A 1,928-nucleotide genomic window follows, 5' to 3' on the forward strand; every position below is an offset into this window, starting at 1 on the left:
CCAGGGGCCCCGGCCGCGGCCCGGACCTCGGTCGCGGATCCGGTCGCGGCCCCGTCGGCGCTCCCGGCCCCGGCCTCCGGCACGGTCCGCGACGCAGACCCCGCCCGCAGAACGCGGGTCCAGTCGACGGTGTGTCCGTCGACGTGCAACCGCGCCAACGCGGTCACCGCCGTACGCGCCTGCGGCTGATCACGACGCTGCAACGCCACGAACACACCGTCCGGCACACACTGCGGCCCCATCGCCGTCAACACCGCATCCGGCCCCACCTCCACGAACCGCCGCACACCCCGCCCCGCCAACCACCCCAGATCATCAGCGAACCGCACCGCACCACGCACATGATCCACCCAATACCGCGGCGAACACACCCGATCACCCCCCACCACCGCAATCACCGGCTCCCGCCACACCACCGACTCCACCACCCCCGCAAACTCCTCCAACACCGGCTCCATCAACGGCGAATGAAACGCATGCGACACCGCCAGCCGACTCACCCTGCACCCCCGCCCCCGCAACACCGACACCACCTCACCCACCGCCGACTCCTCCCCCGACACCACCACCGCCCCCGGACCGTTCACCGCAGCAATCCCCACCGACGACTCCAACCCCGCCAACAACCCCGCCACCTCACCCTCCGACGCCTCCACCGCCCACATCACACCCCCCGCAGGCAACCCCTGCATCAACCGCCCACGAGCCGCCACCACCCGACACGCATCACCCAACGACAACACCCCCGCCACACACGCAGCCGCCAACTCCCCCACCGAATGCCCCCCCACCACATCAGGAACCACACCCCACGACTCCAGCAACCGGAACAACGCCACCTCCACCGCGAACAGACCCGGCTGCGCCCACCCCGTCTCATCCAACCCACCCAACCCACCCAACCCACCAGACCCACCAGACCCCCCACTCCCGAACACCACATCCCTCAACGACCCCGGCAACAACCCCTCAAAACCCGCACACACCTCATCGAACGCCCCCGCGAACACCGGGAAAGCGGCATACAACTCACGCCCCATCCCCACCCGCTGAGCACCCTGCCCCGAGAACAAGAACGCCGTACCACCCTCACCCGCCACACCCGACACCACACCCGAACCCGAACCCACAGCCCCCTCACCCGACTCCAACGCCCGCAACCCCGCCGCCAACTCCCCACCACCAGCAGCCACCACCACACCACGATGCTCGAACACCGACCGCGACACCACCGACGACCACCCCACATCCCACACACCCGCACCCCCCTCCACCACCGACGCCAACCGCCCCGCCCCCACCCGCAACGCCTCCACCGACCGACCCGACACCACCACCGCCACCGGAACCCCGGATGACACCTCATCCGGAACTGCAGCCTCGCCGGGGACCTCCTCGGCCGCCGGCGCCTCCTCGACCACCACATGCGCGTTGGTGCCGCTGACCCCGAAGGAGGACACGGCGGCCCGCTTCGGGCGTCCGGTCCGCGGCCACGGCCGAGCCTCGGTCACCAGCTCGACGGCGCCCGACGTCCAGTCCACCGCGGGCGTCGGCTCGTCGACGTGCAGCGTCGGGGGCACCACCCCGTGCCGCATCGCCATCACCATCTTGATCACCCCGGCCACCCCCGCCGCGGCCTGCGTGTGCCCGATGTTCGACTTCAACGACCCCAGCAGGAGGGGGTGTTCGTCCGAGTCGGCGGAACGCGCCTGCCCGTACGTGGCCAGCAGCGACTGGGCCTCGATCGGGTCGCCGAGCCGGGTGCCCGTGCCGTGCGCCTCCACCACGTCCACCTCGGCCGGCGTCAGACCCGCGTTCGCCAGCGCCCGCCGGATCACCCGCTGCTGCGACGGACCGTTCGGCGCCGTCAGCCCGTTCGACGCCCCGTCGGAGTTCACCGCACTGCCCCGGATCACCGCCAGCACCGG

General features: G+C 71.3%; 1 protein-coding gene. It reads right to left on the bottom strand.

All coding sequences use genetic code 11. The features are described from left to right. The coding region (locus IE239_RS41280; protein ID WP_190154580.1) for a type I polyketide synthase at positions 1-1,928 on the bottom strand (1,928 nt) is incomplete at both ends.

This window comes from Streptomyces humidus (genome assembly GCF_014649655.1).
Classification (GTDB): Bacteria; Actinomycetota; Actinomycetes; order Streptomycetales; family Streptomycetaceae; genus Streptomyces; species Streptomyces humidus.